Origin of the sequence: Providencia sp. wls1943 (assembly GCF_009706275.1) — a bacterium.
GTDB classification, from domain to species: Bacteria; Pseudomonadota; Gammaproteobacteria; order Enterobacterales; family Enterobacteriaceae; genus Providencia; species Providencia zhijiangensis.
Window position 1 is genome coordinate 171432 of record NZ_WLTU01000024.1, and the last position, 24967, is coordinate 196398.

Consider the following 24967-nt stretch of genomic DNA (forward strand, 5'->3'; position numbering starts at 1 on the left):
CTTTGCTTCACATCAAACCCACAAATTAAACATTAACGACAGCTGCTCAAACGCTTGATGGATCAGGCGTTCTGTATAGCGTGGAAGAATAGAAATAATCAGCCCCAACATGCTGATACCGATAGTTAATGTGAGAGGGAAGCCCACCACAAACACAGATAATTGCGGCGTCATTCGGTTTAGAATACCGAGGGACAAGTTGAGAATTAAAAACAGCGTAATAAACGGCAGGGCAAGCATTAACCCATTGATAAAAATGGTATTAGCAAATTGTAAAAACACCCAAAAACCATCGCGGTGCAAGGGCGCGGTTTGAATAGGGATCAGCTCAAACGAGTTCGTCAGAATATAAATCAGCCACAAATGCCCATCGAACGACAAAAACAGCAGCAACGTGATTAAATTTAAAATTCGTCCGAGGATCGGCATATTAGGGCCGCCGGTCGGGTCAAAGAACGTTGCGAATGACAATCCCATTTGTAAACCAATCACTTCCCCTGCATGACGTACCGCGGCGAAAGCCATCTGCATGGTCAATCCCATGGCAGCACCAATCACAATTTGTTGAACACAGACCCATAATCCCATAGCTGAAAATAGAGGGATAGTTGCGACAGGTAATTGTGGGGAAATGACTAAAACAGTGAAAAAGGCGAGGGCGATACGTACCTTACTGATAGCTTGTTTTTCATTAAAAAACGGGGCAGTACCAAACAGGGCTAATAGGCGAACAAAAGGATAAAAACCTTGGCTTAACCATAGCGTGAGCGTTTCGCTGGTAATGGTTAACATGATCAGCCAATGATAAACGGTAAGTTACTAAATAACGTGCGGATATAGTCCGTAAGCAGGTTCAGCATCCATGGTCCTGCGATGATTAATACCGAAATCACCGATAAAATCTTAGGAATAAACGATAAGGTCATTTCGTTAACTTGGGTCGCTGCTTGCAGCAAGCTGATAATCAAACCCGCTGCCAGTGCGGCTAACAGCAAAGGCGCCGCCAGCATCAATGCGATTTTCATCGCTTCTGTTCCCATTGCCATTACAGATTCAGGTGTCATATGTGCTCCTAATTAAAAAAGCTTTGGGAAAGGGAACCGAGTAGCAACTGCCAGCCATCGACTAACACAAATAGCATTAACTTAAATGGCAAGGAAACCGTCGCAGGTGGCACCATCATCATCCCCAGCGCCATCAATACGCTGGCAACCACTAAGTCGATAATCAAAAATGGAATAAAGATAGTAAAACCAATCTGGAACGCGGTTTTTAATTCACTGGTAATAAACGCCGGAATTAAAATACGCATCGGCACATCTTTGGCTTCTTGGATATCACCCACTTTGGCGATGCGGGCAAAGAGCGCTAAATCAGATTCACGGGTTTGCCCTAGCATAAAGGTACGCAGTGGCGCTGTGCCTTTTTCTAATGCAGTTTCTAGGCTAATTTTATCTTCGCTAAAAGGCTGATACGCCTCCCGATAAACTTGGTCGGCAACTGGGGACATCACAAAGAATGTTAAAAATAAAGCTAAGCCCAGTAATACTTGGTTTGGTGGCGCAGACGGTGTACCAAGGGCGTTACGGAGTAACCCTAATACGATGATAATACGGGTAAAACTGGTCATCATCAGCAACATTGCGGGGATAAAACCCAGCAAGGTTAAAAACAGCAAAGTTTGAACGGGTAACGACCAAGATTGACCACCATCGGCTAATGTATGGCTGATCACGGCAGGTAATGCCGCAGAGGCAGATTGTGGCAGAACAAGTAACAGAGCGCTGATAATGGCAGCAGATTTTAAAGGTGACATAGGCGCTTCCGGTTACTGTTTTTCAGGTGCCACAGCGTTAGCAGCATCCTGTTTTTTCTTGAAAATCGACTGAAACGTTAACGGTTCAGAGGCAAAGTTCACTACATCGTTTTCCAATGGTGCAGGGTACTGGTGCAGCAAATTCACGAATTGTGATGTGACGCCCAGCACTAAATATTCGTTATTCACTTCCACCACGACAACGCGCTCTTTGCCACCGAGAGTACAACGACCTTTCACATTAATCAGTTGCTGCTTAACAAGTGGATTACGTCCAAACCCAAACGTTTTAAACAGCCACGCACCCAGCAAGATCAGTAAAATAATCCCACCAAGTGCGCCTGAAATCTGCGCTAAGCTATCATTTTGGTTGATAGCTTGTGCGGAGTGACCTTCGCTGTTGACGGTGCTGGTCAAAAAAGGTTTTTGAGTGTGCGCCGAATCAATTTGTGAAGGTGGTGTCTGCAAGGACACCTCGGTTTGTAAAGATACCGCTGTTTCGTCAGGCATTTCTAGCGGCTCAAGCGGCGCATACGTTCTGATGGCGTGATGATGTCAGTGATACGAATACCATAATTGTCAGACACCACGACCACTTCACCTTGAGCAATTAAATAACCGTTGATCAAAATATCCAGTGGTTCGCCTGCTAAACCATCTAAAGAAACCACCGAACCTTGAGACAGGCTCAGTAATTTTTTAATCGTCATTTTAGTGCGACCCAGTTCCACCGATAGGCGAACAGGAATATCCATGATCATATCGACATCAGATAACTGATTTAACGGGTTTTGTCCGTCGAAATTATCGAAATTTTGCATACCTGCGGAGGCGGATTCCGCTTGTTTTTGCTGTTCCAGCGCCTCAGCCCACAGATCCTCTTCATTGTGGTTGGTTGATGCATCAAGAGAATTCTTCGCCTCACTCATTGGTACTTTCCTCATCTAGAGTGTTTAAAACAGGATTAATCAAATGTTCCACACGCAGCGCATACTGGCCATTTTGGGTACCGTATTGACTGGTTAATACGGGTACGCCATCAACATTGACGATAAGACGGTCAGGTTTCTCGATAGGGAGGACATCCCCTTTTTGCAATTGCAGTAAACGAGAAATACGCAGCGGGATCTCAACCAAATTGGCAATCAGTTCAAGTTCTGAACGTTTTACTTGCGTGACTAAATTGGTTACCCACGCTTCATTTTCTTGATGCCCTTGCTCCATTGGTGGGTTAATTAACCGCTCACGCAATGGCTCAATCATGGCAATAGGAATACAGATACTGAACTCACCGACGGTATTACCAATTTCCACTAAGAACGGGGTCGTAACCACGATATCGTTCGGGGAAGTGGTGATGTTGGTGAATTTAACTTGGATTTCAGAGCGCACATACTCGACTTCAACGTCCGCAATCGGCTTCCACGCATCACGGTAAGCGCCTAAAGCCAGCTTCAGCATACGGTTGATAATGCGTTGTTCTGTATTGGTAAACTCTTTACCTTCCGAACGAACAGGGAATCGACCATCTCCCCCAAACAGGTTATCCACGGCGATGTACACTAACGCAGGTTCGAAAGTGAACAGTGCGGTACCACGAAGCGGTGGCATGTGGATCAAGTTCAGGTTGGTTGGAACTGGCAAGTTACGCGCAAATTCATGATAAGGTTCGATTTTGATGGCGCCAACCGTAATATCCGGGCTGCGGCGCAACATGTTAAATAACCCCATACGGAACTGACGGGCAAAACGCTCATTAATAATTTCCAAGGACTGCATACGTTCACGAAATACCCGACGTTGGGTATTCGGGTCATAAGGGCGAACATTGTCTTTGTCTTGGAGATCCGTTGATGGCTGGTTACTTGATGGCGCATCATCATTGAGTAGCGCATCAATTTCAGCCTGAGATAAAATATTATCGCTCATGGGTCTTACCGCAGAATAAAAGTAGTAAATAACACGTCTGAAATATCCTGATCAGGATCACCTGGGATCAGGGTAGGGGTAAGTGTCCCTTTAATATCTTTCATTAATTGCAACTTACCCTCGTTAGTACCCATATTTTTAGATTGCTGTTCTGACAGCAATAACAGTAGGCGGCTACGTACTTCTGGTAGGTATTCATGAAGCTGCTTACGCGACTTTTCATTCGCTAGACGTAAGGTGATGTGGATATAGAGCACGCGATCTGCCGCATTGTTTACCCCTGGTAGGTTAACGGTAAACGGTTCTAACTCCATAAAAATCGGTTGAGGCATATTTGGGCGTTTTTCTTCCCCATTTGCAGTCTCCTGCGCCTCTTGTTTTGTCGTCCACCAGCTGTAACCACCGAAACCTGCACCGGCTAAGGCAATGAGGGCAAACAGCAAAATTAACCCTTTGTTCGAACGTTTAGATTGATTGCGTGAAGACGACATGTTGCAAAATTCCTGTTGTAAATGCCAAACCCATACGGAGTTTTATACTTTATGATCTCTAGCATTATCCCTAGATTGGGAAGAGTTAAAGGAGTGAAAAACGAAACAAAAAGGCGGTAACTCGACGCTTTAGACTTGAAATTACCGCCATTAGATTATTTCTTAGGCAAAGGTGTTAATTCCGCCTTGATGTGTTGGCAATTTAACTCCACTCACGCTGGCATGAGATTCACTGATGCCCACCGCGCCCATTGATGAATGGGTTGGCTGAATTTGCCCATCATGTTGGCGAGATTGCTGATCAGCGTTTGATTGACCGCTAAAATTATCTTGCCCCACGGAGCCTTGAGCTAAATGAATACCACTTTCCTGCAATGCACTGCGCAGGACTGGCATCATGCTTTCCATCGCAGCACGAACATGGCTATGTGGAGAAACAAAGTGCATCACGGCTTGATTATCTTCGATACGCAAATGCACATTGAGGGAACCTAACTCTTCAGGATGTAAGCGAATTTGCGCTTGAGAAACCCCTTGGCGAGAGAAAAACAGCATTTGCTGGCTAAGTTGTTGCTGCCAAGCTTCAGTACCAAACGGCACAGCAAAGTTCATGGTTGGCGTTGGCATCGCAGGTGTTGCTGTTGGCATTGGTGTGGCAGATGGTGTTGCCATAATGCCTGCAACATGGGTTACCGTCGGTGTTGCGGTGTTGCTAAATGCGCCGCTTTCAGCTTGAACACTAAAAGCCCCTTTAGCGCTATTTTGCAGATTCTGGGTATTTTCAGCTGTCGCATTGGCGATTTGTGACAGAGATTCTGTGCTTGGAGCTTTTTTACCCAGCGATAGCGCATCTTGATTCAGATCTTTCGTTGGGATTGCGCGTGGATTATCCAACGCAAATAGAGCCTGATCGCGACGTTCACCCACTTCTTTTTTGCCCATTAAAGCGAGCGTCGGTTCATCGGCTTCCCCGGTGAGCTGCAATTGCGCTCCAGCCAAGGTTTTATCATCAAATGGCGTTACGTTACGTGCCACATCCGTCAGTTGTTGCAGCGTTTGTGTGAACGGAGTTGCAGAGGGTTTCTCCGCGCTGGTTTGCGGGTTAGCAGCTGCTTGAATACGCTCATCCATCGCTTGTTTTAATTGGCTGATTAAGGCTTGTTCATCGCCTTGTTTACCTGTTAATAGCTCCGCTTGCAGTGGTGATTGTGCATTAAGATCACGACGGAAATTCAGCTGTGCTAAGGTATTTTCAGCTTGTTGTTTTTGAGCTAACTGATTTTGAATGGATTCTTTTTCAGCTAACTGATTTTCTGTGGTTGCGATTTTGTCCGTTGCTAATGGCGCGTTAGTGGATTTTTCTGAGTTGGCTGTAGCTGCATCAGATTGTTTTTGCTCACTGATCTGTTGGTTCAAAGGCGTTTCGTTAGCACTGCCATTGAGCACAGGGGCGCTATCGCCGTTTTTTTCTGGCGATTGCTGGTTTTCAAGCATGGCCTGAAAAGGGACGGCAGGCGCTTGGTTTTCATCAATTTGCTTGTCTCGCGGCTGTTCCTTCGCGGTGTTAGCGGTAGGGGTGACCGGCAACAGGTTTGCATTGACGTCCATTTATTGGGTTCTCCGTAAAGTCGCGCGTTGAGCAAATTCATCCATCTGCTTTTGCTCTAAGCGATTTTGACGTTGGTTTTGCGTGTGTTCAGCACGCTGGATCAGGGTATCGAACGCATTGACGCGTTGCTGTTTTTCTTGCCAATGACGATTGGCGTCACTGACGCGCTGTTCCCAGAGTGTTAATTGCTGTTGTTGCTGCTCGATAGTCAGTTCTAAAGTCACAAGAAATTGCTGATAGTTCTGCCATTTGTCCGAGTCCATACCCGTGTGCAATGTTTGGTTTAATTTCTGCCGATATTCCGACTGATAGTTTTCCAACATGTGCAACTGCTCCGCCATTTGTGTGTGCGTTTGGCGAACTTGAGCAAGGACTTTAGCCGCTTCCTCTGAGGCATCTTCTGCTAAGCTCAGTAAGGTCGCTAATGCATGACTATTGGACATCGCATTCCTCGTTATTCATTGGGAACAACATGAGCCAGTTGTTCACAAGCGGTTTGATAATCACAACGTTCATCAATATCTTGCTGTAAAAACTTCGACATTCTTGGGTAATACTGAATTGCGGTATCGAGCATTGGATCGCTGCCCATGGCATAAGCGCCGACATTAATCAGGTCACGGTTGCGTTGATAGCTGGAGGTGAGCTGTTTAAAGCGCTGGATCTTACGATAATGTTCTTTGGCGATAAGCTCCGTCATGGCACGGCTAATGGACGCTTCAATATCAATGGCAGGGTAGTGCCCAGATTCTGCCAATGAACGTGACAGAACAATATGTCCATCTAAAATAGCGCGCGCGGAGTCTGCAATTGGGTCTTGTTGGTCATCCCCTTCAGTCAACACGGTATAAAAGGCGGTAATCGAGCCGCCGTTTTTCCCATTACCCGCACGCTCAACAAGGGCAGGTAATTTCGCAAAAACAGACGGTGGATAGCCTTTGGTTGCTGGGGGTTCACCAACGGCAAGCGCAATTTCACGCTGTGCCATACTGTAGCGTGTGAGTGAATCCATGATCAGCAATACGCTTTTGCCTTGGTCACGGAAATATTCCGCGATGCGGGTAGCGTAAGATGCGCCTTGCATCCGTAGTAACGGCGAAACATCCGCAGGCGCGGCAACGACAACGGCACGGTGTAGCCCTTCAGCACCTAAGATATTTTCAATAAAGTCTTTAACTTCGCGCCCACGCTCACCGATCAGCCCGACAACGATAATGTCTGCTTGAGTGAAACGCGCCATCATGCCAAGTAGCACGCTTTTACCGACGCCGGAACCTGCAAATAGCCCCATACGTTGACCACGACCGACAGTTAACAGCGAGTTAATTGCTCGTACGCCCACATCTAAAATATCGTGGATTGGCGTACGCTCCAGCGGGTTGATGGAAGGCGTGATCAGCGGCGCACGTTGTTTGGTTTCCAACGGTCCTTTGCCATCCAGCGGAGTCCCTTGGGCATCTAATACGCGCCCAAGTAACTCATTGCCGAGCGGGAGCAGGCGACTCGTTTGCCCGTCATCCCCAGAAGTCTGCGCATACACGCGCGCACCAGGGGAAATACCTTCGAGGTCGGAGAGCGGCATCAACAACATGCGAGGTCCGTTAAAGCCAACCACTTCGCAGACAACTTCGTCAGTGCCACCATTAATTATACGTTCGATATAGCAGGTGGCGCCTAAAGGCATTTTAATGCCTTCGGCTTCCATCACGAGACCGGTAATTTTGGTCAAACGTCCATAGCGGCGAACCATCGGAATGCCTTTCATGCGTGACTCTAAGTCATCAAGAGACGCTATCCAACGGCCGAGTCTCGCAGTCATGACAAGCTCTCCGGTGCATATAGACGGCATAATTCTTGCCAGCGAGTGGCGACCGTCATATCAATTTCACCATCTTCAGCGACCACGCGACAGCCACCCATATGCAGGCTTGGGTCAGCGACTAAGCGCCAGCCATTCAAGTCTAACAATGAGCCTAAGTGTTGTTCGATAAGCGCCACATGATTCGGGTTCACATGCAGTTCAGGCTGGCTCGCAAATATTGGTTTTTGTTGCATTAAATGGCTAATTTCTTCTAGCAGCGCGGTACCATCACACACGGTAGATTGCCCCAACACTTGTTTCGCAGCGGTTAGCGCGATTTGCAGTAATTTGGTAGTGACGACCGTGTCAAAGGTATCCAGCGAATAGTGAAATTCTGATAACAGTTTTTGCCATGTTTCAATCACGGGTTGCTGAAGGGCGAGGGCTTGCTCGCTCCCTTGCTGCTCACCAGAACGTAAACCTTCCGTAAAACCAGCTTGATAACCCTCTTTTTGACCTTTTTCAAAGCCTTGTTGGAAGCCCGTTTTCTGGGCATCCTCTTTGATGTTATCCAGCAGGTTTATCTGCTCGAGCACTTCTTTTGGCTCTAAGCAGGGGACTTTCGGCGTGTTCGGTTCAGGAACTTCATTCAACGGCGGGATAGCCGATGAATTCAGATCCCATTGATTAAGTTCCCGTAACTGCCAAGGCTGCCACTGCTGATTATTTTTGGATGTATTAGACATACACGTCGTCTCCACCACCAATCGCGATTTCGCCTTTTTCCATTAAACGGCGAACAATCATCAGAATAGCCTTCTGTTCGGTTTCCACTTGTGACATACGGACTGGTGCTCGAGATTCCAGATCGTCGCGAACAATCTCGGCTGCACGCGCTGCCATATTGTTGAGGAAATGGTCGCGCAGTGCTTGGTTGCTGCCTTTGAGGGCAATAACCAGCGAGTCGGTAGATACGTCTTGCAGAATGCGTTGAATGCTGCGGTTGTCCACTTCGATAAGGTTTTCGAACAGGAACATTTCGTCGATAATGCGCTGAGCCAGCTCACCATCGTAATCACGCATGGCATCGATAACGCTTTCTTCTTGCTGATTTTTCATCAGGTTGATAATTTCTGCCGCGGTTCTTATGCCACCCATTTTGCTGCGCTTGAGGTTCTGACCGTCCAGCAGGTTGTTCAGCACTTCGGTCAGCTCGGCTAATGCGGCTGGCTGAACGCCACCAAATGTTGCAATACGCAGCATAATGTCGTTACGTTGGCGCTCTTCGAACAGTTCTAAAACATCGGCCGCTAAGTTGCGTTTTAAGTGAACCAAAATTGTAGCGATGATCTGTGGATGTTCGTCACGAATAATATCGGCAACCGTTTGTGGCTCCATATAATTGAGGCTTTCGATACCAGAGGTGGTCTCTTGTTTCTCGAAAATATCTTCCAACAGGCTGGCAGCACGCTCTTCCCCAAGGGCTTTGACCAATACCGAACGCAGGTAGTCGTTGGTATTGATATTTAAGGCGGCAAACTGAATTGCCGACTCTTCAAACTCGGTGAGCACTTCCGCCAGTTCGTTGTTGGAGATTTGGCGCATGTTGGACACCGCCATACTCAACTGCTGAACTTCTTTGGGATTCAGGTGCTTAAACACTTCCGCCGCCTGATCTTCGCCGAGTGTCATCAACATTACGGCGCTTTTTTCTGTTCCAGTTAAATTCATTGGGATTTTCCTAACCACTGACGGATAACCATTGCCACGACTTGTGGGTCTTTCTCTGCCATTTCACGAATACGCTGGCTTTGAATTTCAGCGCTAACACGTTGACGAGTAAGACGGCGACGGGTTTTCTCGTCCATATCTTCACTAATTTCTTCTTCCACCACGAACGGCGCTTTGACTTGGGATGCATTAGCAATGGACATTTCAGCATCGATTTGCGCTTGTTGGGTTTTGCGATATTTCACCCACTGAGGTTTGATACCGAAGCGCCACATAAACCAAGCAATCAACGCGATTAGCAAGATTTTGCCGTAATCTAACGCTTGGCCAATCACTTGCGGGTTATTCAACAACGAAGGCTCTTCAACCACTGGCGTATCGTCAGTAAATAGGGAGTTCGTAATGTTGATTGAGTCGCCACGCTGCGCGGAATAGCCCATTGCTTCACGGGTCAGTGCATCAATTTGTTGCAACATTTCTGGTGGGAGCGGCTTCATTTCTGGGCCTTTCTCACCTTCTTGGGATTGGTAATTGACGATCACCGCAACAGACAGTCGGTCAACGACACCAATTTGGCGCTGTGTGTGACTGATTTTGCGATCCACTTCGTAGTTTGTGGTTTCATCACGCTGGGTATTGAGGGTGCCATTACGGGTATTCCCAGCAGTTTTCCCATCGGTACTTTCTTTATTAGCATCAATCGGTGCGCTCGGTGCGCTTACCGGTTGGTTCGATAATGCGCCCGGTACGCCACTTGGGCCACCGTTACTGTTTTGCAGGCTTTCGCTGTTCTGGCGAGAACGAACCGCAGCCGCATCAGGGGTTTGGTTTGGTTTGTACTCTTCAGAAGTCTGTTCAACTTTTGAAAAATCCATTTGCGCGGTGACTTGCGCGTGAATATTGGCACGACCGACTAATGGCGACAGAATATCTTCAATGCGCTCTTTAAGATGGGCTTCCATCTCTTTGGTCATTTTGATTTGTGCGCTGTTGGCAGATTGCTGGCTGTTGTCGTTGTTGGTCAGCAGGCGACCCGTTTGATCGACAATGATCACGTTGGCGGCGGTTAAGCCGGTCACGCTGCTTGAAACCATGTGGACGATAGCGCTAATTTGCCCTTCATCTAACATTCTGCCCGGTAATAAACCGACAGTGACCGAGGCGGTCGGCAGTTTTTGTTCACGGACGAATAAGGTTGGTTTAGGGATAGCTAAATGGACTCGAGCGCTTTGAACTGGGCTGAGAGATTCGATGGTACGAGACAATTCTCCTTCAAGGGCGCGCTGGTAGTTGATTTGCTCGCTAAATTGGCTGATACCAAATTGTTCTTTATCAAGCAGTTCAAAACCGGTATTTCCGCCTTTCGGTAGACCTGATTGCGCCAGTTTCAAACGTAATTCATGGACTTTATCGGCAGGCACAAGAATAGCGCTGCCGTTATCCGCGATTTGATAAGGGACGTTCATCTGGGTCAATTGACCGACAATATCGCCACCATCTTTTGCGCTAAGGTTACTCAGCAGCACACGATAGTCAGGGCTACGGAACCAGAGGAGCAGGGCGACAATAATAGATATCGCAGCAGCACCGGCAATAATTAACGGTATTTTCGGGTCGGCTTTGATGCTTTCGATCAGTGAGGCAAAACCTTTTTTGGCCTCCCCCGTATCTTTAGATGCGGTACTCATAAATATTCCCTGCTATGCAAACTAAACGGATGAATATACGTTTGGTGAAACAATCTTATTTCCCTCTTCGTAACCTCATTTTTTTACGCTGCTATTATTTATTGTCTTGATGCAATCTAATGACGGAATCAGCCTATAATTTTGGTGTTATTTATCGGCTTCAAGTAAAAAACGGTGTGGTAGGGTAGGCAAACTAAAATTCGTGACGGCAATTTTTTGCTCAATTTACCGTTCAACCGAGATTAACTGAAGAGAACAGAATGACGATTCAAGCGATTGAAGGGGTGGTTTCCCAATTAAATGTGGTGGCAACTCAAGCGGCACATAACACCAAACCCGTTGTCGAGCCGGTGGGTTTTGCCGATCACTTAGTGGCATCCGTGAACCAAATCAATGAAACCCGCGTGCAATCTGCGCAAAAAGTGCAGGATTTCACCCTCGGTAAGCCTGATGTTTCATTAAATGATGTGATGGTCGATATGCAAAAAGCTAGCCTGAGCCTGCAAATGGGTATCCAGGTGCGTAATAAGCTGGTGGCAGCGTACCAAGAGATTATGTCAATGCCGGTGTAATGTATTTATCTATTTGAATATTATGAATTAACTGCCTTGTCATTGCCTTTGTGGGGCAGTGATGGGGCATTTTTACCCAAAATAGCAATTTAGTTTACGTTATTTTCTGTCATCCTCGCTCTATCTACACCATGTATCCATCTTTGATGATGTGTATCCCATTTTCTTGACAATAAATGCAGGGTTAGCGCCCGTGTCCATCTATTTGGGTGCATTTTTTGTTGGTCGAACTCACCTAGTTGTGCTGTATGTATCGCCTTTATTTTCATTATCAGACTACAATTAGTTAAGATGACTAATTATATGGAGGAATGAAATGAAAACATTCGGCATCGTTCTTTTATTTCTAGGTATCGTTGTAGGTATACTTTCTTTTAATATGGATACAAGTATACCAACCGCTTATGGTGAAATAATCAATGATATAGGGTTGGCATTTGATCGCAGAAATTACATTATAGGCAGTGCATGCATTGCATTATTTGGTCTTTGTATCTTCTTATTTAGTAAAAAATAACCAGTATTGACTTAGTGGGTATAAAGCACTCAGCCCATCATGGGGCTGAGTGAATAGATTTTTAGCTTGCCTCTATTTTCTGCTGTTTTCCTAAGGCTATCATGCGTTTTTCTATTGTTGATAATTTTTATTCACATTTCTGAATATCAGCCATTCTATTATTATCACTCCTTGCTAATTTTAATATAACCATTTCACATTCAATATGAGGTAAATAGATAATATACTAAATTAGCATTTATTTTATAAATTCAATAATAGTGAATATTTTATGATTAATGAAATTAATAAAGAATTTGAGAATAATGATATTAATAAAGAAAGTGATGAGGATACTACAAAAAAAGGAGTGTTCTTTATATTAAATAGTAGTGGAGAAACAATTAACGCTATTGTGGTAAGTCATTATTCAGGGCTAAAAGGAAAGAAATCAACGCAAAAAATTGATAGATTACAAAATTTAGAAATGGCTGATTCTGGTTGTGAATTCATATATAAAATAATGTCAGGAAGTGATTCTGATTATTGGGATATAGACTTTAAGACACCGACAGGAAAAGTGATATCGTACAGAAAGAATGAATGTAACATCCGATATTGGGACAATGGCGTTGTTATTATTAATGTAATTAAAAACTTCAAGTTATATATAAAATTTTCAGAATCAGGTGGCTGTCATAGTTAACTTTTTAATAAAAATTGGAGGCAAATGAACAACGTAACAGAAAAGGCACTTTCAACAGACCATACTGGGTATTTCTATGTGATGAACTGTTCTTTGCAGGAACTTAAATCAGTGACTGTTACACATTCTACGGACTATCCTCATGAGATGCGTCATATTACAGCGGATTACAGTAAGATGAAGAATATGAGTACAAGTAAACTGGGATATCCATTTCCATATGAGACGGGTTTTTTATCTCACTTTGATTACTGGACTGTTGAGGTAGAAACAGCATCCGGATACAAATATAAAACCAATGACTATTTTCTTTGTAACCTAACTTACGATGATGATGGATTCGTATATATGGCTATTCTTCCTGACCTATCAGTTCATACTATGTTTTCTTATTCAACCGGGTGTGTAAATCATTTAATCAATAAATTTTAAAAATAGGATTCGCTTAATGAAGAGAAAAATAACTTTAGTAACTTGCTTATTAATTTCAAGCTTTTCTATGGCAAATCAAATTAATATAAACAAAGCATTTTCAGACAATTGTAGTACGTATCTAAACAAAGAAAAAAGAATATCAACTATCACGTTAGGTGAACAAGATGTCAATAATAAAAGGGCCTTTTTCACGATAACACTGCGAGATGGTGATACCAATACAAAGGAGATATCTGTATTAGAATCAGTTGGAAATGATTATGGTAAGGCAATGTTCCAACTCATGAATACGGCATACCTATCAAACTCAAATATTAAAATAACTGGCTGCTTAGCAAATAAAATTAGCGCAGCGTCGATATCCTATAAATAAAGGTAATTTATAGGATATCGCCAGAGGGTACTTGGATACCCTCATTATGCGTCAAGGGGCTTTATCCAGTTTTTTGACTAACCAGAGACCACTTTGCTTCATAGCGTAACCAAATAAAACACCCACAATAAGTGATGGAATAGTTAAGCGCCAATTACCTTGCGCTGCAAAGGTTGCACAGGCGCCGATAAAGGTTCCTGGAATATAGGCCAGCCACGATTTTTGGGCTTGAAAGCACATGATAAAAGCGATAATCGTGGTCACAAAGTAGCCTGCAAAATTAGGTAGGTCATGGGTGAGCTTATCGCTATGAATAATGACCAAACCCCAAGCCACACCACTGAGTGCGGTTAATGCAGTGACAAGCAATCCTTTTATACCTTCTTTGGGATAGGCAAAATACGCCGTGCAGCCTAAAAAGCCCGCCCAACTGATTAGCCCGAAGACATCAGCTACCCATGCCCATAATCCAGAAAGAATCGCGGTCGTTAATGAAAGAGAAAAAAGTAGTTTCACAATAATGGCTTTATGAATAAGTTAAGGTAATGAATTTGAGAAAGCTGAGCATTGTATAGAGGGATGTCAGGTGTTGCAATTAAATGATGAATAATAAGTGTGAAGAAAAGGTTTAATGTATGCCTAATAATGATTTGAGTGATTTAAATTTAATAGTAAGAAATTAAACAGTGGTATTGATAATTAATCGTTAAATAAAAATTAGCATCAATTTACATTGATGCTAATAAATATGACAAGAAGAATAAAGATAGTTATTGGTTCAATATCACCAACCGTAGGCAATACCGGCTCCGATAACGGCTCTATCAGAGTTATTCCAAGAAATAGAACTGCGCAGATTCAAGTTTTGCTTAACTTGATACTGAGCACCGGCTGCGATGGCGTTACCATTTTTAAAATTACCTAAGCCTAATCCGGCGCTAAAACGTGTGTTTGTGGTGTAAGGAATATTGGTCATTGCAGCAACTGAAGCAATACCAGCATTTGCATCACGAGCCGTTTGGTGGATTTTACTTTCCATTTGGTCAACTCGAGTATTTATTTGCTTGAGTTGTTGTGTTTGAAGTTTTTCTTGTTTATCGAGTTTATCAAAACGATCAATATTAAGCATTTGTTGATTACGTAAAATTAAATCAGCATGGGCTTTACTTTTTTGTTCCGCCTTTTCGATTAACTGGCTCGTAATTTGGTCATTTTCTCTAATGTCTTTATCAAGTTTTTCTATGGCTACATTCAGTTGCTGTGTGTCTTCTACATGTTTTTTGTTTGTATCATTAATTAATAAAGTTGTAATCGCTTCACGTCTAAAAATTTCATCGTCGACATACTTTTTATTTTTTACTTCACTACCATTGAGGTTCTTTTCTAGGTCAGAGATGGAACTTTGCAAATTTTTAATGGAATTTTCTTTTTCAGCTCTATTTTTAATATCATTTTTCTCTTGTTCGTTATTTTTGTGGTTTAAATTATTTACGGACGTATTTAATAAAGCAATTTCATGGTCATGACCTGCTATTTTTCCCTCTAGGTGGTCGAATTTACTTAGTGGAAAGCTTGATACAGGATCATTTGGTGTTAATGAATGAGTCGAAGGGATAAGATTGCCGTGATTCGGTTCTTTTTCTTTTAATTCAGGTATTTTTTTTATTAATGGTGAAGTAGTGTCAATAGCGTAAGTGATGACATCAACAATCGGTGTCATGGTTTTAGCCATCTCGGTATATTTATTAATATTATCACTAAATTTTTTATCACGTTCGATCTCAAGAATGTTTCTATTATCCTCATGTCGATGTTCTGGATAATCATACGGTGCATTGATAACATCTTGGTAGTCATTAGCTATTGCGAGTGACTGGGTGGATAAAGATGAGAGTATAGCGATACCAGCTGTACTAAGTAGTTTGTTTTTCATAACGAAATATCCATATGACGTAAAAAGAATAAACAACGAAACTTATATAAGTCGATGTCTATGATCGGGAAGGGAATAATAAGAGATATATTTTGGTGGGTAAAATCCGTTTTTATTTTTAATTAATTCGGGAAAATCGTGTTGGATGAAGATTAATACAATGGAATTGATGGTGGTAATATAGTGTAATTTCGGAGTGCTTTAAAGTAATTTAAAAATTAATTTTTACCAAGCTAATAACTAAGAAATAGGGGAATATTAAATAAATTCCCCAATAATTGTATGAGTTATTTTTTCACTTTATGGACGATATCAAAATATTTGGTTTTATCATCCTGTGATGGGTAGATGCGGTAAGTATACTCTTCCGGTGTCACAGTCACGTTTTCAACCACACGAGTAAACAGCACTTCACCTTTGTCATCTTTGGCCGTTAATGAACGGGTTTTACCATCTTCGCTGAATGACCAGTCACCCTGCATTTTAGGTGCACCCTCAAGGGTTAGCATCTTAAACGTGCCATCAGGGTAGTACTCTGCAAGCCCAAAGAAGTTTGCCACTTGTTTATCTGTTGCTGGCACGTCTTTTTTATCTTGATCGACAGCTTGAGTGGTTACCCAAACTTTATCAATCATAATCTCTTCATAGGCATTGGCTTTTTTGGCGCTAACAGCTTGCTTTGCAACAGGCGCCGTTGAGTTAGCTTGAGCCGTAAAAGCAGCAGTGGTGGACATCACAATCAGGGCGGCAATAATCGGTTTTAATTTCATAAGAACTCCATTTATTAAGATTAGAAATGTGAGTAACAAAATCGAACAGGTCTTCATCATTAATTAAACAGCGAGCAAAGCAAAGGTAAGAATTATGATTAAGTGTTAAAAACGTAAGCTTATGTTGGGTTATGTATTTAAAGAAAAGGGGGTATCAGCAAACAAAACTCGGCTTATCCCATGTAATTTTTCTGTTAAAAACAGTATTAAATAGAAAGTCGAAATAAAATTATAGCTAAGCTATCTAATCAGTGTTAATTCAGATTTATATTTTGGTCGGTTTACCATGTAAAATTTACAAATACTTGTTTATACGGATTGTCTTATTTTGATGAAATACATTGGATCTTACCTGTAGAACGGGGTTACACGGTGAATTTTCTGGTGATTTCAGGTGTGTTTTTTCTCAGATCATGTTATTTTTCTGTGAAAATTTCATATTCAAGTGACTTTGCCATTTTTTGCATCTTTTATACGTAAAAAAAGGGCGATACTAATTCTATAGACTTGAGTAAAAGTAATTGAATCAACAGGATTTTAGCTATGGCAGTAAGAGAAATTATTGAAATTCCAGATGAAAGATTGCGTATTCAGTGCAGTCCCGTTACGGATTTCGCAGCAGTACAAACATTGGTCGATGATTTAATTGAAACCATGTACAGCACTGATAATGGTATCGGGCTGGCGGCAACGCAAATCGCCGAAACTAAAGCCATTATGGTGATTGATATTTCGGAAGAACGTAATCAGCCAATGGTATTTATCAACCCTGAAATTATTGAGAGCGAAGGGGAGACTAGCTATCAAGAGGGTTGCTTATCCGTACCGGATGTTTACGCGGATGTGCCACGCTTTTTGCGTGTGAAGGTGAAGGCGTTTGACCGTGACGGCAAGGAGTTTGTTGTCGACAGTGATGAGTTTTTAGCGATTGTCATGCAACATGAAATTGACCATTTAAACGGTAAAGTGTTCATCGACCACTTATCCACGTTAAAGCGCAATATGTTGTTGAAAAAGCTTAAAAAGCAGCAAAGATTAAAACAGCAGTAAAAATTAAAGTAACAGCATTTCCCGTCTATTTTACGGCTTCCCGAGACCCAACAAGTGTGATTCGGGGAGCTGCTATTGTGTTCTTGGTGCCAATTGAGTTGTCCTATTAAGTTAAGCGTCAGGTGAACTGCCTGACACTTTACCGTTTACTCGAGAGGTTTAATAACCCTTGGAGCATCGGGTTGATCAAATTGGCCGTAGCTATTATTCAATACCTTTTGTTGGTCGAGCTGTTTGATTTCTTTACTTAAAAAATTCAAATGATTTTGTAAGTGTTCTTTTGTCACTCGTTCGTTTTCAATGATCTGGTGTAGTAACTGCACAAAGTCGTCAGTAATAGGTTGTTCTTGCTCATATTCTTGAGTCAAAGCCGTTAAATTCTCAACGGCAAGGACATATTCAGTTTCTCGGGAGATTAATGACTCCCATTCCCCTGATTGTGCGAGCGAAACTAAGTTTTCACTTAATATTAAGACATTACGATATATTTCAAGTAAATAGAGAGGATTTTTATTGTCCACCTGGTTATCTTTCATCCACATTTGCACCGATTTGCTGCCATGCAGAGGCGATATCGGAGAGTAATTGGTAAACTTCTTGGACATAAGTCACGTTGTTTTCTATGTTGGCGCGGAGCAATTGCCGCGTCATGTATTCATACAAACTCGCTAAATTTTCAGCAAGTTCGCCACCAGCCTCGTAATTTAGCGATTGTTTTAATCCCGTGTCAATGATGTCGATGGCTTTTGAGATTTCTTTACCCTTCTCAGCAATGTTTCCCTGCTCCATAAAAATCTCCCCCCGTTTTAGGGCACTTAAGGCCCCTTTAAACAGGATTTGGATCAGTTGATACGGGGTCGCATTGGCGATTTCACTCTCCAAACTGACCTGCTGATAGGCTTGATTAGCTTTACGTTGATACATGTGGTTAACCTAAAAGTCTGCCTAATGAACTGCTTGTGCTGTTCAGTGAACTCATCATCTTATCGAGGTTTTGGAACTGACGACGATAGATATCCATGGTGTTTTCAATTTGTTTATTGGTTTGCTCGATACGTTTATCGATGCTTTTCTTTTTCTTCTGTACGCCATCTGTGGCGTTATGCAACGTACCTTCTTTGCTATCTAAGGTCTCTTTTAAGAAATTAAAGTTTTCGGTCGCAAATCCAGTTTTTTCACCGTCACCCGCAAAGAATACTTTCACACTCGATGGGTTATCTTTTATGGCGTTATCGAGTTTTTTACTATCGATTTCTAACGTACCGTCCAGTTTTTGCTTAATCCCCATTTTATTCAGCAGGTTTAATTCGCCGCTATCTTGTGGGGTACGAACTTGGTTACGTAAGGTGCTTTGAATACCACGTAAAGTAGAGTCACCAATTAATGGACCATTGGTTTTATCCGGTGCTGTGCCTTTTTCGGTCGGGGTATATTTAGTGAGTTCTTTAGCTAAGGTTTGGAATTCATTATAGGCATCCACCCAGACTTTGATTTTCGCTTTAGCTGGCTCAATATCTTCCGAGATAATTAAATGGTCTGATTTGCCATCTTCACTCTCTTTTTTTAAAGATAGGGTTAAACCAGGGAACAGGTCTTTGGCTTCGTTAGTTTGCGACTCAAGGTCAAAACCGTCGATAGTTAATTGCGCATTCTGCGGTGGAACTTTTTGTTCCATACCACTACTGGCTTCATCAACAATCGTGACTTTACCATCGACTAAGGTTGACTCGACATTTAGCACTTTCGCTAATTTATCATCACCATCAACACTGATGCTCATACGGCTATCAGTACCTGCTTTTTTCGAGGTGACAACGAGGTGGTATTGGTTATCTTTATCTTTAATAACGGATGCAGAAACGCCTTTATCCGCTTTGTTGATGGCATCGGCAATTTCAACTAATGAGGTACTCTCATTATCGAGTTTGATAACAATCTTATCTTTTGCTTCTTTTTGAGACGGTTGGGTAATGGTGATGGTGCGTTCTTTTGCATCGCTACCCAGTAATTCTTTATTATCGCTATGACCTTTAGTGGCAATAGTTTGCGCCTTAGCCAGTTGGGTGACTTTAATATCATGTACGCCAGCAACTGCTTTACCATCGGTTTTTACATCAAAAGATTTATATTCACCACTCACTTTGGTGGTGCTGATATCTTCGTATTTCTTAAGATCTTCCGCCGCTTTTTTCAGTTTTTCTAATGAAGATTGCATCTTACCAAATGCACTGATTTGCGCATCATAGCTGGCTTTCTGTTGTGTCAGTGGGTCTAAGCGGCGTCTTTCCATTGCCTCTAATTGATCCATTTGCACATTTAAGTCTAAGTTAGCCCCGATACCGAGTGTGGATATGCCTGCCATAAATCTCTCCTGAATATAAACCCTGAAAATAAATTCGTATTTAGTCCTTTATCGGCGAATTGGGGAAAAATATTAGACTATTCGGCGAAATAATAATGGGGGGAGTTAAACCGTAAAAGGCAGGTAATTAGGCTTATTGAATAAAAATGATGAGGAAATTAACGATAAAAAAAGAATTTAATAAAAATTTTCGTGTAAAAAAAGCTGATTCCAGCGGGCTTTAGCCTCGAAATATGAAAGATTTTTATAAAAAGGGCTAAAGGGGTTTTTAGAGGCGCCGATAATGTTATTGCTGACAACATTTACCGAGTTAAGCCAGCGTGCTTAATCGACTATTAAGATAAAAAGGACATACATTATGGCACAGGTTATTAATACCAACATTCTGTCTCTGACTACTCAGAACAACTTAAACCGTTCACAAGGCGTACTGGGTACTGCGATTGAGCGTTTATCTTCTGGTTCACGTATCAACAGCGCAAAAGATGACGCTGCGGGTCAAGCAATCGCTAACCGTTTCACTGCAAACGTTAAAGGTTTAACTCAAGCAGCACGTAACGCAAACGACGGTATCTCTATCGCACAAACTGCTGAAGGTGCGGTTAACGAAATCAACGATAACTTACAACGTATTCGTGAATTGACTGTTCAAGCACAAAACGGCACTAACTCTAAGAGCGATATCGAGTCTATCAATAAAGAAGTTACCGCGCGTATGGAAGAGATCAACCGTATCTCTGAACAAACTCAGTTTAACGGCGTGAAAGTTCTTAGCGAAGATACTTCAATGAAAATTCAGGTTGGTACTAACGATTCTGAAACTATCGCTATTAACTTGAAAAAAATCGATAGTAGTGTATTAAAATTAGATAATTTCGATGCAAGTGCTAATGGTCTAGGTAAATCAATGAGTACTGCTGAAATTGGCGCGTTGAAAGGCCCTGATGCAAGTGCAAAACCAGTTACTGAAGCTGCTGCGAAAACTGCAATTGAAGCTTTGAAATTTGGCGGTAAAGATGTTGAAGGCGCCAAAGTTTATCAAAAAACTAATGACGATGGTACCGTTGATGGTAATAACGTATACGTCACAGGTAAGGTTGATGGTAAAGAAGTTACTTTTGCAACCACAATGACTATTGCGAATGGCACAACTGTTGCCACTGACCCATCAACAGTAACTTTTGGCACATTAGCTGAAGTGACCGATGTACAACAAGCTGAAATTGATGCTAAAGGTCCTCTGGGTACTTTAGACAAAGCATTAGCAACTGTTGATAGCCTGCGTTCAGACTTAGGTGCTATCCAAAACCGTATGCAGTCTACTATCAACAACCTGAACAACTCTGTTAACAACCTGAGCGCAGCACGTAGCCGTATCCAAGATGCTGATTTCGCGACAGAAGTTTCTAACATGAGCCGTGGTCAGATTCTGCAACAAGCAGGTACTGCAGTGTTAGCACAAGCTAACCAGGTTCCACAAGGTGTTCTGAGCCTGTTACGTTAATTCGTGATCGAGCTTTTTATTAAAGACCAGCTTTGCTGGTCTTTTTTTTGCCCGTTATACTTCGCGCCACAGCGTTGTTGACTTCAGTCGCTCACCCGAATCACGTACTCATGTACGCTCATCGGGATAATCTCCTTCGTCGCCTAGCTGCAACACGAATTATTTAGGGCGCGCTTTGGCATTGTTAAGGTCAAAAACAATGTCAAAGGCAAGGGCAAGGTCAAAAGAAAACGCAAAAAATAGACTCAAAAAATATTGGGCTCCATCAAATTTATTTAGGATAAAAAGAATAACGGCTGATTTAGTGCCTTACTCTGCGGATTGAAATTACGCGTAACACAGATAATGGCTACCTTTAGTTAAAACTTGAAGGGTGATTCAGGTTGTGAGTGATTTATATACTGCCGAAGGTGTCATTAATAAAAATAGCCTATGGGAGCGTTATTACCCTCTAATACGCCATGAAGCCCTGAAACTGCAAGTCCGACTTCCTGCCAGCGTTGATATCGATGACTTAATTCAAGCGGGTGGCATTGGGCTACTCCACGCATTAGAACGTTTCGACGCCTCACTAGGTGCCTCTTTTGCCACCTATGCCGTACAGCGGATCCGCGGATCCATGCTCGACGAGCTGCGTAGCCGTGACTGGGTTCCCCGTAGCGTGCGCCGCCAAGCCCGTGAAATGACCAAAGCCATTGGTGAACTTGAGCAAAGCCTTGGGCGCAGTGCCACAGAGCCTGAGATTGCCAAAGCGCTGGATATCGATTTGGCGGAATATCGCCAAGTGCTGCTAGATACCAACAATAGCCAACTGTTCTCCTACGATGAATGGCACGAAGTGCACGGGGAAAGCTGTGAGCCATCAATGGATGAAGATGATGGCGGTAACCCACTGAGTTTACTAATGGAATCCAGCCTGAAAGACCAAATCGTGGCGGCGATAGAACAATTGCCAGAGCGCGAAAAAATGGTGCTGACGCTGTATTACCAAGAAGAGCTGAATTTGAAGGAGATTGGTGCGGTGTTGGAGGTGGGGGAGTCGCGGGTGAGTCAATTACACAGCCAAGCCATTAAGCGGTTGCGCTCTAAATTGAGATCGTAGCTCGTCATACTTCGAACCACAGCGTTGTTGGCTGCTCTCAGCTACCCGAATCACATACTCATGTATGCTCATCGGGATATCTTCGCTTGCCGCCTAGCTGTGAATTCGAATTATTTAGAGCTATGGTTGGGTAAGGTCAAGGGAAAAAACCAAAACCAAGGTCAAAGGAAAAACCAAAGCCAAAGCAAAAATAAGGACGAAATTAAGAAAAAATAAAAACTAGCTTTTCATTTTGTCTAGAAAGCTTTTGGCGGAGATATGCCACGTGTTGGGGCAGGGAGTGAAGCCGAGTTTGGGGTAGGTGTTTTGGGAGTCGGGGGTGGAGCGAAAAATTAAATGACACTCGGGGGGCAATTCCTCGGCGGTTAGGCGCAGCAAATGCTTACCGACACCTTGATGGAGATACTGAGTATCTACCGCAATTTCAGAGATATAGCAGCAAAAACTAAAATCCGTGATCGCGCGAGCGAAACCCACCACCTGCTCATCCACCCAAGCACTGATCAACAAATCTGCATTATTTAACATCGAATCCAGCAACGCGACATCATCAGTGGGCACAAACGTATCCAGTGGAGATTGCTTCAATAAATTCAAAAAATCATCCACCGAAATCGAATGGTTCACTTTATAGGTGATGTGGCTATTCACTGGCTCCATGTCATTCCCTCATAAAAAAAAACGTTAATATAGTTTTAGCTCGAAATCATGAAAATTGCCTGTTTTTCTTTGTGCTTTTGTTTGAAAAAAGAAATAAGTAACGGTGAACTCCTTTTATGGATACTGTTTTGGATATCGTCCTTCCTATCAAAATAGGTTTATCCCCAATAATTTATGTCATTGTGGGAGCTACATGATGACAGTATTTTGATTTAACGCTGCTTTGATGTAATACAACATGGATGGGGATACATGAAAAAGCTGATTATCATCGTTAAATTTATTTTTTTATTTGGAATTCAAAATCAATACAGTCAAGGTGCAGGTTTACCCACAAATATAAATCGAGGAGACGTTCAGCAAGAGCAAAAAGAGCGACTTGAATCTGAATTTAATCAAAGAAATCTTCTTCAGCAGCAAAAAATTATCCAATATCAAGACAATATTATTGAAAAAGAACTTGATGCCGCATGTCAGTTTATTAAAACAATTCAATTGCAAGGGGCTAAGGCGATATCCCATAAAAATCTACGAAAAATAAATTTTCCTTATCAATCACGTTGCTTAAGCATAAATCAAATAAAAAACATTACGAATGAAATTACGAACATTTATATTAAAAAGGGTTATATCACTTCGCTTGCTTATTTACCTGAACAAGATTTAATTCATCAAATTCTTAATATTCAAGTGACTGAAGGGCGTATTGAATCTATTGATATTAATTCTCCTGAATCGAAAAAAACTCTCAACATTTAGTTTCTATGGTATTTCCAAAGCTAGTAGGAAAAATACTCAATTTACGGGATTTAGAACAAGGCTTAGAACAACTTAATCGATTGGCAACGGTAAAATACACACTAGAGATACAGCCTGGTATTCGTCAGGGTTATTCCCATGTAGTGATCCATGAACAGGCAAGTAAAATTCCAATAAGTTTGCGACTTAATCTTGATAATTCAGGAACCAATGAAACAGGGGCAGAACAGTTTTCTGGAACGTTGCTAGGGGACTCTTTAGTGGGCTTGGGGGAGCAATGGACGTTATCTGCAAATACCGATATTGACATGCGTTCTTCACACTACAGCCGGCATTTCGGGGTGAGTCTAAACTTTCCATATGGTTATTGGTCTTATCGTTATCAATTCTTTCATCAGCAATCATCGCAACTATTTACAGCGAATCATAATAAATACCCTTACAAAAGCAAAAATATACACCAACAATTTGATGCTAGTTATTTACTATATCGTGATACTTATCAACGGATAACACTACACGGTGGTTTAAAACATAAAAGAGTGCAGACACAGCTGGCGGGACAAGCACTAACTATTAGTAGCCCTACACTAGCGTCAATATTTTTTTCTCCTCAATATAGCACTGTAATTAATCAAGGTTATTTTACCTTAAATCCATCCATAGAATGGGGAACATCTGCTTTTGGTGCTGTCCCTGATCTTATTGCAGAAAAATCGCCTCGTAGCCATTACCGCAAACTCAATTTAAGTAGTAGTTACCAATATCCAATTAAAAATGATCTCAACTATTTAACTTCATTTTATAGCCAATATACCCCCGATAATTTATATGCGATTGAACGATTAAATATTGGTGGTCAGCACTCCATTCGAGGATATCAAGACCAATCTATAAATGGGAATAGTGGTTTTTATTGGCGTAATGAAATAAACAAACAGATTAATCATAAGTTTGGAGCGTTAAATCTTATTCTTGCTCTAGATTATGGCTACATTATTCCTGATAAGTATGAAATAGAGGGAGGGACCCTAACTGGGGGGGCTATGGGAATTTCCTACACAAATAATGCTCTTTCGGCATCGCTATTAATCAGTAAGCCTTTCTATTATTCTGCTGAAATAAATCCAAGCAAATGGTCGTTGTATTGGTCTATTTCATTTGATTTATAACGTTAGTT

At 42.2% G+C, this 24967-nt stretch carries 30 protein-coding genes; 10 read left to right on the forward strand and 20 right to left on the reverse strand.

The window, feature by feature from the left end:
- Window positions 1-12: 12 nt before the first annotated feature.
- From fliR to fliF, 13 genes are all read right to left on the reverse strand, one after another.
- Window positions 13-792 carry a flagellar biosynthetic protein FliR gene (gene fliR, locus GKR48_RS13600; RefSeq protein WP_036951417.1) on the reverse strand — a complete coding sequence of 260 codons (780 nt, stop codon included), beginning with the start codon at window positions 790-792 and terminating at the stop codon, window positions 13-15.
- Window positions 793-794: 2 nt separating this feature from the next.
- On the reverse strand, window positions 795-1064 hold the full coding sequence (gene fliQ, locus GKR48_RS13605; RefSeq protein WP_006657520.1) for a flagellar biosynthesis protein FliQ: 270 nt from the start codon (window positions 1062-1064) through the stop codon (window positions 795-797).
- Window positions 1065-1072: 8 nt separating this feature from the next.
- Window positions 1073-1816, reverse strand: coding sequence for a flagellar type III secretion system pore protein FliP (fliP, locus tag GKR48_RS13610; protein ID WP_154628466.1), 744 nt, complete (start codon window positions 1814-1816; stop codon window positions 1073-1075).
- 12 nt (window positions 1817-1828) lie between these two features.
- Window positions 1829-2326: a FliO/MopB family protein gene (locus tag GKR48_RS13615; RefSeq protein ID WP_154628467.1), complete on the reverse strand. Its 498-nt coding sequence runs from the start codon at window positions 2324-2326 to the stop codon at window positions 1829-1831.
- Between the two features lie 2 nt (window positions 2327-2328).
- Window positions 2329-2745 (reverse strand): flagellar motor switch protein FliN, encoded by a 417-nt coding sequence (fliN, locus tag GKR48_RS13620; RefSeq protein WP_036951399.1) that lies wholly within the window; start codon window positions 2743-2745, stop codon window positions 2329-2331.
- Window positions 2738-3745 (reverse strand): flagellar motor switch protein FliM, encoded by a 1008-nt coding sequence (gene fliM, locus GKR48_RS13625; protein WP_154628468.1) that lies wholly within the window; start codon window positions 3743-3745, stop codon window positions 2738-2740. The genes fliN and fliM overlap by 8 nt, the downstream gene beginning before the upstream one ends.
- Before the next feature lie 5 nt (window positions 3746-3750).
- Complete coding sequence (gene fliL / locus GKR48_RS13630) at window positions 3751-4236, reverse strand: flagellar basal body-associated protein FliL (RefSeq protein WP_154628469.1); 486 nt, start codon at window positions 4234-4236, stop codon at window positions 3751-3753.
- A 162-nt stretch (window positions 4237-4398) separates the two neighbouring features.
- A complete protein-coding gene (locus GKR48_RS13635) occupies window positions 4399-5844 on the reverse strand; it encodes a flagellar hook-length control protein FliK (RefSeq protein WP_154628470.1) in 1446 nt (481 codons plus the stop codon).
- Window positions 5845-6288, reverse strand: a complete 444-nt coding sequence (gene fliJ / locus GKR48_RS13640; protein ID WP_154604154.1) for a flagellar export protein FliJ — start codon at window positions 6286-6288, stop codon at window positions 5845-5847.
- A gap of 11 nt (window positions 6289-6299) precedes the next feature.
- Window positions 6300-7664, reverse strand: coding sequence for a flagellar protein export ATPase FliI (gene fliI / locus GKR48_RS13645; protein WP_154628471.1), 1365 nt, complete (start codon window positions 7662-7664; stop codon window positions 6300-6302).
- Entirely contained in the window at window positions 7661-8392 is a 732-nt protein-coding gene (gene fliH, locus GKR48_RS13650; protein WP_154628472.1) for a flagellar assembly protein FliH, read from the reverse strand. Before fliH ends, fliI begins: the two co-directional genes overlap by 4 nt.
- Window positions 8385-9377: a flagellar motor switch protein FliG gene (fliG, locus tag GKR48_RS13655; protein ID WP_006657530.1), complete on the reverse strand. Its 993-nt coding sequence runs from the start codon at window positions 9375-9377 to the stop codon at window positions 8385-8387. Before fliG ends, fliH begins: the two co-directional genes overlap by 8 nt.
- Entirely contained in the window at window positions 9374-11065 is a 1692-nt protein-coding gene (gene fliF, locus GKR48_RS13660; RefSeq protein WP_132494667.1) for a flagellar basal-body MS-ring/collar protein FliF, read from the reverse strand. The genes fliG and fliF overlap by 4 nt, the downstream gene beginning before the upstream one ends.
- Window positions 11066-11325: 260 nt before the next feature.
- Between fliF and fliE the strand changes: the two genes are divergently transcribed.
- The 5 genes from fliE (at window position 11326) to GKR48_RS13685 (ending at window position 13647) form a co-directional block, all read left to right on the forward strand.
- Window positions 11326-11637, forward strand: coding sequence for a flagellar hook-basal body complex protein FliE (gene fliE / locus GKR48_RS13665; RefSeq protein WP_036951378.1), 312 nt, complete (start codon window positions 11326-11328; stop codon window positions 11635-11637).
- A 316-nt stretch (window positions 11638-11953) separates the two neighbouring features.
- Complete coding sequence (locus tag GKR48_RS13670; RefSeq protein WP_006657533.1) at window positions 11954-12154, forward strand: hypothetical protein; 201 nt, start codon at window positions 11954-11956, stop codon at window positions 12152-12154.
- 271 nt (window positions 12155-12425) lie between these two features.
- A complete protein-coding gene (locus tag GKR48_RS13675) occupies window positions 12426-12839 on the forward strand; it encodes a hypothetical protein (protein ID WP_154628473.1) in 414 nt (137 codons plus the stop codon).
- A gap of 24 nt (window positions 12840-12863) precedes the next feature.
- Window positions 12864-13271: a hypothetical protein gene (locus GKR48_RS13680; RefSeq protein WP_154628474.1), complete on the forward strand. Its 408-nt coding sequence runs from the start codon at window positions 12864-12866 to the stop codon at window positions 13269-13271.
- A 16-nt stretch (window positions 13272-13287) separates the two neighbouring features.
- Window positions 13288-13647, forward strand: coding sequence for a hypothetical protein (locus GKR48_RS13685; RefSeq protein ID WP_154628475.1), 360 nt, complete (start codon window positions 13288-13290; stop codon window positions 13645-13647).
- Between the two features lie 51 nt (window positions 13648-13698).
- Here the strand turns inward: GKR48_RS13685 and GKR48_RS13690 are convergent, their stop codons facing one another.
- The 3 genes from GKR48_RS13690 to GKR48_RS13700 all read right to left on the reverse strand — a co-directional run bounded on the left by GKR48_RS13690 (window position 13699) and on the right by GKR48_RS13700 (window position 16350).
- Complete coding sequence (locus GKR48_RS13690; RefSeq protein ID WP_272689322.1) at window positions 13699-14163, reverse strand: DUF1097 domain-containing protein; 465 nt, start codon at window positions 14161-14163, stop codon at window positions 13699-13701.
- 268 nt (window positions 14164-14431) lie between these two features.
- Window positions 14432-15580: a YadA-like family protein gene (locus GKR48_RS18190; protein WP_230088680.1), complete on the reverse strand. Its 1149-nt coding sequence runs from the start codon at window positions 15578-15580 to the stop codon at window positions 14432-14434.
- A gap of 287 nt (window positions 15581-15867) precedes the next feature.
- Window positions 15868-16350 carry a DUF4822 domain-containing protein gene (locus GKR48_RS13700; protein ID WP_154628476.1) on the reverse strand — a complete coding sequence of 161 codons (483 nt, stop codon included), beginning with the start codon at window positions 16348-16350 and terminating at the stop codon, window positions 15868-15870.
- A 543-nt stretch (window positions 16351-16893) separates the two neighbouring features.
- On the opposite strand from GKR48_RS13700, the gene def reads away from it, so the two are divergent.
- Window positions 16894-17400 (forward strand): peptide deformylase, encoded by a 507-nt coding sequence (gene def, locus GKR48_RS13705; RefSeq protein ID WP_154628477.1) that lies wholly within the window; start codon window positions 16894-16896, stop codon window positions 17398-17400.
- A 146-nt stretch (window positions 17401-17546) separates the two neighbouring features.
- Here the strand turns inward: def and fliT are convergent, their stop codons facing one another.
- From fliT to fliD, 3 genes are read right to left on the reverse strand one after another with little or no spacing between them, the layout of a single operon-like run.
- Window positions 17547-17936, reverse strand: coding sequence for a flagellar protein FliT (fliT, locus tag GKR48_RS13710; protein ID WP_036951364.1), 390 nt, complete (start codon window positions 17934-17936; stop codon window positions 17547-17549).
- A complete protein-coding gene (gene fliS, locus GKR48_RS13715) occupies window positions 17926-18324 on the reverse strand; it encodes a flagellar export chaperone FliS (protein WP_006657543.1) in 399 nt (132 codons plus the stop codon). Before fliS ends, fliT begins: the two co-directional genes overlap by 11 nt.
- A 4-nt stretch (window positions 18325-18328) precedes the next feature.
- Complete coding sequence (gene fliD / locus GKR48_RS13720; protein WP_154628478.1) at window positions 18329-19762, reverse strand: flagellar filament capping protein FliD; 1434 nt, start codon at window positions 19760-19762, stop codon at window positions 18329-18331.
- Between the two features lie 358 nt (window positions 19763-20120).
- Between fliD and GKR48_RS13725 the strand changes: the two genes are divergently transcribed.
- Together GKR48_RS13725 and GKR48_RS13730 are read left to right on the forward strand one after the other, a co-directional pair.
- Window positions 20121-21266, forward strand: a complete 1146-nt coding sequence (locus GKR48_RS13725; RefSeq protein WP_154628479.1) for a FliC/FljB family flagellin — start codon at window positions 20121-20123, stop codon at window positions 21264-21266.
- A 385-nt stretch (window positions 21267-21651) separates the two neighbouring features.
- Window positions 21652-22368: an RNA polymerase sigma factor FliA gene (locus GKR48_RS13730; protein WP_039861494.1), complete on the forward strand. Its 717-nt coding sequence runs from the start codon at window positions 21652-21654 to the stop codon at window positions 22366-22368.
- Window positions 22369-22587: 219 nt separating this feature from the next.
- Here the strand turns inward: GKR48_RS13730 and GKR48_RS13735 are convergent, their stop codons facing one another.
- A complete protein-coding gene (locus tag GKR48_RS13735) occupies window positions 22588-23028 on the reverse strand; it encodes a GNAT family N-acetyltransferase (RefSeq protein ID WP_154628480.1) in 441 nt (146 codons plus the stop codon).
- A gap of 252 nt (window positions 23029-23280) precedes the next feature.
- On the opposite strand from GKR48_RS13735, the gene GKR48_RS13740 reads away from it, so the two are divergent.
- Window positions 23281-23787 (forward strand): POTRA domain-containing protein, encoded by a 507-nt coding sequence (locus GKR48_RS13740; RefSeq protein ID WP_154628481.1) that lies wholly within the window; start codon window positions 23281-23283, stop codon window positions 23785-23787.
- A gap of 5 nt (window positions 23788-23792) precedes the next feature.
- A complete protein-coding gene (locus GKR48_RS13745) occupies window positions 23793-24959 on the forward strand; it encodes a ShlB/FhaC/HecB family hemolysin secretion/activation protein (protein ID WP_154628482.1) in 1167 nt (388 codons plus the stop codon).
- The last annotated feature ends 8 nt before the right edge of the window (window positions 24960-24967 follow it).